The 6813-nt window shown below is 69.0% G+C and carries 8 protein-coding genes; 4 read left to right on the top strand and 4 right to left on the bottom strand.

Features of this window, described 5'->3' with window-relative positions:
* Positions 1 to 62 precede the first annotated feature (62 nt).
* Positions 63 to 842, top strand: coding sequence for a GntR family transcriptional regulator (locus B161_RS0115965; protein WP_018634452.1), 780 nt, complete (start codon positions 63 to 65; stop codon positions 840 to 842).
* A 28-nt stretch (positions 843 to 870) separates the two neighbouring features.
* Positions 871 to 1692: an alpha/beta fold hydrolase gene (locus tag B161_RS0115960; protein WP_018634451.1), complete on the top strand. Its 822-nt coding sequence runs from the start codon at positions 871 to 873 to the stop codon at positions 1690 to 1692.
* 13 nt (positions 1693 to 1705) lie between these two features.
* Here the strand turns inward: B161_RS0115960 and B161_RS0115955 are convergent, their stop codons facing one another.
* Positions 1706 to 3115, bottom strand: a complete 1410-nt coding sequence (locus B161_RS0115955) for an HTTM domain-containing protein (RefSeq protein ID WP_018634450.1) — start codon at positions 3113 to 3115, stop codon at positions 1706 to 1708.
* A 112-nt stretch (positions 3116 to 3227) separates the two neighbouring features.
* Between B161_RS0115955 and B161_RS0115950 the strand changes: the two genes are divergently transcribed.
* A complete protein-coding gene (locus B161_RS0115950) occupies positions 3228 to 3590 on the top strand; it encodes a DCC1-like thiol-disulfide oxidoreductase family protein (protein ID WP_018634449.1) in 363 nt (120 codons plus the stop codon).
* A gap of 3 nt (positions 3591 to 3593) precedes the next feature.
* On the opposite strand, the gene B161_RS0115945 is transcribed toward B161_RS0115950, so the two are convergent.
* Complete coding sequence (locus B161_RS0115945; RefSeq protein WP_018634448.1) at positions 3594 to 4301, bottom strand: hypothetical protein; 708 nt, start codon at positions 4299 to 4301, stop codon at positions 3594 to 3596.
* Between the two features lie 40 nt (positions 4302 to 4341).
* Positions 4342 to 4857 (bottom strand): RNA polymerase sigma factor, encoded by a 516-nt coding sequence (locus B161_RS0115940; RefSeq protein WP_018634447.1) that lies wholly within the window; start codon positions 4855 to 4857, stop codon positions 4342 to 4344.
* A gap of 128 nt (positions 4858 to 4985) precedes the next feature.
* On the opposite strand from B161_RS0115940, the gene B161_RS0115935 reads away from it, so the two are divergent.
* The gene (locus B161_RS0115935; protein ID WP_018634446.1) at positions 4986 to 6308 is read left to right on the top strand and encodes a S8 family serine peptidase; all 1323 of its coding nucleotides are present in this window, start codon (positions 4986 to 4988) and stop codon (positions 6306 to 6308) included.
* A gap of 67 nt (positions 6309 to 6375) precedes the next feature.
* Here B161_RS0115935 and B161_RS19705 read toward each other — a convergent pair whose 3' ends face one another.
* Complete coding sequence (locus B161_RS19705) at positions 6376 to 6741, bottom strand: hypothetical protein (protein ID WP_018634445.1); 366 nt, start codon at positions 6739 to 6741, stop codon at positions 6376 to 6378.
* Between the last annotated feature and the right edge of the window lie 72 nt (positions 6742 to 6813).

Here is a 6813-nt window from a genome sequence, read left to right as displayed (position 1 = left end):
CGCGTCGCCGGGGCCCGCGGGCGTCGTTCTCCAACCCATCGCTCAGGATGAGGAAACTTCGCATGACCGACGAAACCGAGGCCCTCAGACCTCCCCCCGGGCTGGAGATCGAGCGCAAGGCCATGGGCGTCGGGAAAAGCCTGCAGCATCGGACCATGGCCATGGCCGCCCTTGAGGAGCTGCGCGACCGGATCCTCAACGCCGATTATCCGCCCGGCTTTCAATTGCGTCAGGAGGCTTTGGCCCGCGAATTCGGCATGAGCCGCATTCCTCTGCGCGAAGCCTTCCTCATGCTGGAGAAGGAGGGGCTCATCCGCATGTCGCCGCATCGCGGCGCGGTGGTGGCGGAGCTGACCTTCGACGAAATCGACGAACTTTTCTCCATGCGCAGCCTGATGGAGCCTTGGCTGATGGAGCGCTCCGTCGGCAAGCTGACCGCCGAGGATTTCGCCGCCCTTGAGCATATTCAGGAGCAATACGCTCTTTCGCTCGCCCAGCCCCACGACAGCCACGACGTCGCCAGATGGAGCGGGCTGAACAAGGACTTCCACATGCGGCTCCATCGCCACGCCGCGAGTCCGCGGACGATGGGCCTTGTGGCCAATCTGCTGACGGAATGCGACCTCCACACCCGCATTCAGCTTTTGGGCGTTCCCGGCGCCCGCGAGCGCGCCGTGGCCGAGCATCGCGCCTTGCTGGACTTCTGCCGGAGCGGCCGCCTCGCCGAGGCCACGGAGGCCATGCGCGGGCATATCGACAATATTCGTCAGGGCCTGCTGGCCATGGCTCTGCGGCGCAAACGCGAGGCTCCGCCGACGGAGAGCGAGGCTTCGTCCGACTGAGGAGGAGGCCGGAGAGCAGGAGAAAGCCATGTCCCCAGATCCCCGTCCCTCAGATCCCCGTCCCCGAGACCATCGGATCGCCACGCCGCAAGGCGAGATCTTCGCCCGTTCATGGGAGCCGGAGGGGGAGGCTGGAAGCGCAAGCGACGCGGCTCCGGCGATCCTCCTCGTCCATGACTCCCTCGGCGCCGTGACGCTCTGGCGCGATTTCCCCGAGGCCCTCGCGCGGGCGACGGGGCGGCGGGTGGTCGCCTATGACCGGCTCGGCTTCGGGCGCTCGGCGCCGCGCGCCGACCGGCTGAAGCGCGGCTTCATCGCCGAAGAAGCCCGCGAGATTCCGCCTCTCCTGCGCGAGGCGCTGGAGATCGGGCGCTTCGTCGTCCTCGGCCATAGCGTCGGCGGAGGCATGGCCGTGGAGATCGGCGCCGCCTTCCCGCAAGATTGCGCGGCGGTCGCGACCATCTCCGCTCAATCCTTCGTCGAGCCGCGCACTCTGGAGGGAATCCGCGAGGCGAAGGCCGCCTTCGCCGACCCCGCCGCTCTGGAGCGTCTGGCGCGCCATCACGGCGAAAAAGCCCGCTGGGTCCTCGACGCATGGACGGAGACCTGGCTCGCGCCGGAATTCGCCGATTGGACTTTGGACGCGGCCCTCGGACGCCTGACCGCGCCGCTTCTCGTCCTGCATGGCGAGCAGGACGAATACGGCTCCGCCGCCCAGCCAGAGCGCCTAGCGCGCCTGACGCAAGGACCGGCGGAGATGCGGCTCCTCGCCGATTGCGGCCATGTTCCGCATCGCGAGAAGCCGCAGGAGGTCTTAAGGATCCTCTCCGAGTTTCTGAAGCGCCCTTGAGGGGCGCGAACCCTCATGGGGCCGGGCGCTCCGGCCGTTCGGCCTCCCGAGCGCGGGCGGCGCCCCAAACCGGAATCTCCAGAGGCTTCACCCAAGGATCCGCGCCGAAAGGGTTGCTCCGCACTTGAGTCAAATCGACCTGCGGGTCGATGAAGTCCTGACAAGGGCGGCCGTTCAGAGATTTGCAGATCTCCGCCCGCACCGAGACCTCATAGCCCGCCGCGCGCCAGACCTCCGCCAGATGGGCCGCGAATTGCCGCACGAGATCCGAGCGGACCAGCATCTTATCGGCTTGACGGGGGGTCAGAAAGGCGACCGGATCGACGATCCATTCTTGGCCCGTTGCGCGATCCTTCACGAGGAAACGCCCCTCGGCCTGACGGTCGTAAATGCGCATCCGCCATGAAAAACGGTGGCCGTCGCCGCTCCAGCGGACTTCCGAGTCGAAGAACGTCCCGCGCAGAGGCAAGGCCAATTGCAGGGCGATCCAGCAGGCCATGGCCGCCAGAGCCAGAGAGGAGACGGGCTTTCTCGGCGCCGCCTCAGGCGTCGCGGCGAGGGGGCGGCGCAAGAAGCGCGCGGGCCAGTCGGGCGCGAAGAAGATCGTCGTGGCGGCGATGGTCAGCCAAGGGAAGATTCCGATGTTGAAGGCCCAGGCGTTGCCGATGTGGAAGACGCCATAGATCAGAAAGACCGTCAGCCGCGTCCTGCGCCAGAGCAGCAAGGGCGCGCCCAGCACATGCAGCGCGATCACCGCCCAGCAGGCCGCGACGATCAACCAATCCTGTCGCGCCAGAGGCTCCAGCCAAAGGCCCGCCGTCCGCTCGCGCATCCAGATCCCGAGCGGCTCGCCCGCCAGCCAATCCGGCGTCAGCTTCACCAGACCGGCGAAGATCAGCATGATCTCCGTCTGCGCGCGCAGGAGAAAGACGGCGGCGTAAGGGACGGCCTCCGGCTCGGGGCGGCCCCGGCGACGGCGGATCAGCGCGTCCAGAGACCAGACCCGCGCGGCGGGCAGAAAACAGAGCAAAAAACCGTAAAGCAGGACCAGATAGAAATGATTGAGATATTCCGCCGCGTCGATCAGAAAGAACCACGCGAAGAGCAAGGTCAGGACGATCACGGCCAGCCGATAGAACAGCCCCAGCGCCACCATCAGCGCCGCCAGCCCCAGAACTCCCCAGAGGATTTGAATCCAAGGCTCGGGCGGCGCCGAAACCCAGGAGAAGCCCGGATAGGAGAAATGGAACTCCGGCGCGACCCAATAGCGCCAGACCCGATCATAATGGATGAAGCGCAGGACATCCCAGAAGATCAGCGCCCCGAAGCAAATGCGGAAAACCGCGAGCGACAAAGCGGAGACGGGTTGCGAGAGCCGCAGCCGAAAGGCGCTCAGGCGGTCCTTCAAGATCGGCGTCCTCATCGTCTCTCCTTTCGAGCGCGGAAGCGAAAGCTTTGGGGAATAACGCGCCAAGCCGCCGCGTCATTCCCGCAAGGCGGAGAAATTCCGCGCCCTCTCTTCGGAGTCCCCGCCCATGGCTGAAGGTTTGGAGATTTTCTATGACGGCGAATGCCCGCTCTGCGGCGCTTATGTCCGAATGCTGAATCTGCGGCGGGCGGTCGGGCCGGTGGAGCTGATCGACGCCCGTTCAGACGACCCCCGCGCCGTCGGGCTGCGCGCGGCGGGCGTGGATTTCGACTCCGGCATGGCTCTGCGTCACGGCGGGCGGCTGCTGCAAGGCGCCGAGGCCATGACGCTGCTGTCGGTCCTCTCGGAGAAGGGCGGAGTCCTGCGGGCGCTGATGCGCTCGCCGCGCCGGGCGGCGCTGATCTATCCGGTTCTGAGGGCGGGGCGCGGCCTGCTCCTGCGGCTGCTGGGCCGCAAGAGGATCGGCTGAAGCTCAGGGCGCGAAGCCGAGCGCCGCGGCCTCCTCCTCCGGCGAGAGCGGCGCCCCCGCCTCGCGGCTCGTCATCCAGAGGTCGAGGATCTCCAGAGAAGAGGCGGGCTGATAGCCCTCCGCCGCTCCGGTCGCGAGGGCGAAGCGCAGCTCCCAGCCCTCCGCGCCCCGGCAGGCCACCGCGACCCGGGCCTCTCCGCGCCGCTCCTCCTCGAATTCGCGGCAGAGCGCGCCCGCGCCGTCCTTGAAGCTGGCGATCATCCGCGCCTCGCCGCCCTCCAGCGCCGCCGCGCCGCCCGAGGGCGTGCGCTCCAGCGCCGCCGCGAGCTGCGGAGCCAGGCCGAAGCCGGAGGGCGCGGCCTCCGGCGCTGGGCGCGTCAGCAAGGAGCCCAGCGCCAGCCCGACCGCCAAAGCCGCCGCCGCCGCGAGCGGAGGCGCCCAAAAAGGCGCGGCGCGGCGTCTCGGCGCCAGCGGAACCACCTTCGCCTCCGCCTGAGGCGCGGCCGCCATGGCGCGCAAACGGGCCTCCAGCCCTGCGGGGGCCTCGGGGAGCGGCAGACGCGCCACGGCCTCGCGGCTGCGGCGGAGCAGATCCACGCGCGCCGCCAGAGCCGCATCCTCCGCCAGAGCCGCGCGCAGGGCTCCGGCTTCAGGCTCGCGCAATTCGCCGTCGGCGAAAGCGGTCAGGGTCTCGTCGTCGAAATGGGTCATGTCGTCCCTCCCGGCCCTTTCATCTTCAACGCGGCGGCGCTCATTTCATTCCCAGCCTCCGCGCGACGGCCAGCCGCCCGCGCGCGAGGCGGCTCATCACCGTGCCGAGCGGCAGCCCGAGGATCTCCGCCGCCTCGGCGTAGGCGAATTCCTCCTGACAGACGAGGATCATCACCTGACGCTGCTCCTCGGGCAAAGCCTCCATGGCCTCCTGAGCCGCCTGCAGCATGAGGCGCGTCTCCAGAATCTCCCGCCCGTCGGTCACGAGGGACTCCGGGGGCGCCTCTTCGAGATCCTCCACGGCGCAGGCCTCGCCGCGAGTCTTTTCGCGGCGGGTCATGTCGAGGAAGGCGTTGCGCAGAATCCGGAACATCCAAGGCGCGAAACGCAGATCCGGCCCCATGCGCTCCCGCGCCGCCAGAGCCCGCTCGGCGGCGATCTGCACGAGGTCGTCGGCCAGATCCGGCCTGCGGGTCAGAGAAAGCGCGAAGCGGCGCAGATTGGGCAAAAGCGCGATCAGATTCTCCAGAAAGGGGTCTTGCGGCTGAGGCGGCATGAAAGGCCTTTCGGCTTGGAGCGTCGAAAAATCGGCGGGAATAAGTTTCAATTGGGAACGTCGTTTAAGTAGAACGCGGCGGAGGCCGTTTCCAGTCCCGCCGAACCCCGCGAAATCAGGAAAACTTCATGCGCCCGAACACATTGACGCTTTTGGCCGTTCTGGCCGGATTCGGCCTCGCCGGAGCGCCTGACTCCTCTTTCTCGCCCATCTCCCCGGCCTGGGCGGACGACGATGACGACGACGACGGTCCGAGCAGAAGCGGAGGGCGCGAGAACGACGACGACGACGATGGTCCGGGGATCGTCCTCGCCCCGCCGCTCGCCGCGCCGGAGGCCCGGCCCGAAATCCTGACCTTCGACCTCAGCGACGCGGATCTGGCCTTCCTTCAGGCTCAGGGCTTCGTCCTGCTGGAGACTCAGGCCATGTCCTCCCTCGGCGCGACTCTGCGCCGCTTCGCGCCCTCGCCGGTTCTGGGGCTGCCCGCCGCGCGCGATCTTGTGCGGAATCTGCCCTCCGGAACGGGCGCCGACTTCAATCATTTCTATCGTCCCGGCCAAGGCCCGGCCCAAGGCGCGGCTTTCTGTCAGGGGGCGCATTGCCCCTCCTTCGCCCAAATCGGCTGGACGCCGCCTCAGGGATCCTGCGGCCCTGAAATCCGAATCGGCATGGTGGATTCCGGCGTGAACGCGGCGCATGCGGCCTTCGGGCGGGCGCGGATGACCGTCCACCGGATCGGGGCGGCGGAGGGCGTTCCTTCGGATCCGCAGCACGGAACTTCGGTGGCGGCTCTGCTCGCGGGAGATCCCGCAGGCCAGACGCCGGGCCTCGCGCCGGAGCTGCCCCTCGTCGCGGTGGACGCCTTCCGCAGCGTCGGAGGCGACGAGCGGACCGACGCCTTCGTCTTGATTCAAGCGCTGGATCTTCTGGCGGGCGCAGGGGCGCGGGTGGCGAATCTGAGCCTCTCCGGCCCTCCGAACGCGATTCTGGAGCGCGCTCTGACGCGGTTCGTCCGGGAGCGCGGCCTTGTGATTCTGGCGGCGGCGGGCAACGTCGGGCCTTATGCGGCGCCGGTCTGGCCCGCGGCTCATCCCGAGGTGATCGCCGTCACCGCCGTGGACGTCCGGGGCGGAGTCTATCGCCGGGCCGGGCGCGGCGCGCATATCGACCTCTCGGCGCCGGGCGTCGGAATCTGGACGGCGGCGGCCTCCGGCGGAGGCCGCGCCCAGACGGGAACCTCCTTCGCGGTCCCCTTCGCGACGGCGGCGGCGGCGCGTCTGCTGCAAAGCCAGCCGCATCTGACCCCGCCCGAGATCGCGCGCATGCTCGCTTCGGCGGCGACGGATCTCGGCGCGCCGGGCCGGGACCCGGTCTTCGGCGCAGGCTTGCTGCTCATGCCGCCTTGCGCGCCTCAGGCCGCGCCGCGACATGTCTGGCCCGTGGCCCAATAAGATGAAAGAGAGGCGCCGGTCTCCCGGCGCCTCCCGCTTTCAGGTCGGAGAGCGTTTCGTCTTCTTCTCAATCATCGTCGTCGTTGTCGTCGCGCCCGCCCGAACGGCCCCCGGAGCGCCCGCCGCGGTCGTCGTCGCGGGAGGAGGCGCGTCCGCCGCGACGGCCGTCGTCATCGTCGTCGTCGCGCGAGAAGGAGCGGGTGGGAGAAGAGCGGCGGCGGCCATCGTCGTCGTCGTCGTTCCAGCCGCGCGGCGCGACGTTTCCGCCGCCGGAGCCCGGCTGCCAGAGGGGGCCGGCCTGAGCGAGGCGCTCGGAGACGGAGTTTAGGGAGGCGGGGTTTGGGGAGGGGAGGCTCTGGGCCTGAACGGCGCCGGAGAGCGTGGTGGTCGCCAGCAGCGCGGCGGCCAGCATGCGGTTCAGGGTCATCATCATCCGATCCTTTCTCCTGAGCGGCCTCGTCCGGCCGCATGGGAGAGACGCGGAGCCCGAGGGGTTTATTCCGCC

It is taken from the genome of Neomegalonema perideroedes DSM 15528 (assembly GCF_000374145.1).
Classification (GTDB): domain Bacteria; phylum Pseudomonadota; class Alphaproteobacteria; order Rhodobacterales; family Rhodobacteraceae; genus Neomegalonema; species Neomegalonema perideroedes.
The sequence above is the reverse complement of the archived record's forward strand: the minus strand, read 5'-3'. Positions and strand labels throughout refer to the sequence as shown.

What these genes read in the sequence shown, in the direction of transcription:
- B161_RS0115955 (WP_018634450.1), bottom strand. Translation starts at nt 3,115, where the DNA reads ATGAGGACGCCGATCTTGAAGGACCGCCTGAGCGCCTTTCGGCTGCGG.
- B161_RS0115965 (WP_018634452.1), top strand. Translation starts at nt 63, where the DNA reads ATGACCGACGAAACCGAGGCCCTCAGACCTCCCCCCGGGCTGGAGATC.
- B161_RS0115960 (WP_018634451.1), top strand. Translation starts at nt 871, where the DNA reads ATGTCCCCAGATCCCCGTCCCTCAGATCCCCGTCCCCGAGACCATCGG.
- B161_RS0115950 (WP_018634449.1), top strand. Translation starts at nt 3,228, where the DNA reads ATGGCTGAAGGTTTGGAGATTTTCTATGACGGCGAATGCCCGCTCTGC.
- B161_RS0115945 (WP_018634448.1), bottom strand. Translation starts at nt 4,301, where the DNA reads ATGACCCATTTCGACGACGAGACCCTGACCGCTTTCGCCGACGGCGAA.
- B161_RS0115940 (WP_018634447.1), bottom strand. Translation starts at nt 4,857, where the DNA reads ATGCCGCCTCAGCCGCAAGACCCCTTTCTGGAGAATCTGATCGCGCTT.
- B161_RS19705 (WP_018634445.1), bottom strand. Translation starts at nt 6,741, where the DNA reads ATGATGATGACCCTGAACCGCATGCTGGCCGCCGCGCTGCTGGCGACC.
- B161_RS0115935 (WP_018634446.1), top strand. Translation starts at nt 4,986, where the DNA reads ATGCGCCCGAACACATTGACGCTTTTGGCCGTTCTGGCCGGATTCGGC.